A 407-nucleotide genomic window follows, 5' to 3' on the forward strand; every position below is an offset into this window, starting at 1 on the left:
GCGCCCACCTCGCCGGAGCCCTGAACGGCGCCGACCCCGACCTGCCCGTCCTGCTCCTGGCACACCAGCCCAAGTTCGTCGACCGGGCGGCAGCCGACGGCATCGACCTCCAGCTCTCCGGCCACACCCACGGCGGCCAGATCTGGCCCTTCCACCACCTGGTCCGCATCGACCAGCCCGCCGTCGCCGGCCTCAGCCACCACGGCACCCGCACGCTCCTCTACACCAGCCGCGGCACCGGCTTCTGGGGCCCGCCGTTCCGCGTCTTCGCCCCCAGCGAGATCACCCTGCTCGTGCTCCGCTCCCCGCACCCGCCCACCTCGCCGTAGCCCCGGGCGGGCCAGCACATCCGCTTGGAGCCGTCCACGAGCCGAGGGGTCCGGCGTCGACAGACGACCAGGCTCGTC

The 407-nt window shown here is 74.2% G+C and carries 1 protein-coding gene; it reads left to right on the top strand.

The annotated features are described in order from the left end of the window. On the top strand, positions 1-329 hold a 329-nt coding region (locus N4G66_RS45385), incomplete at its 5' end, for a metallophosphoesterase (RefSeq protein WP_391858998.1). Positions 330-407 lie beyond the last annotated feature (78 nt).

Origin of the sequence: Streptomyces rhizosphaerihabitans (assembly GCF_025399795.1) — a bacterium.
Lineage (GTDB): Bacteria > Actinomycetota > Actinomycetes > Streptomycetales > Streptomycetaceae > Streptomyces > Streptomyces rhizosphaerihabitans.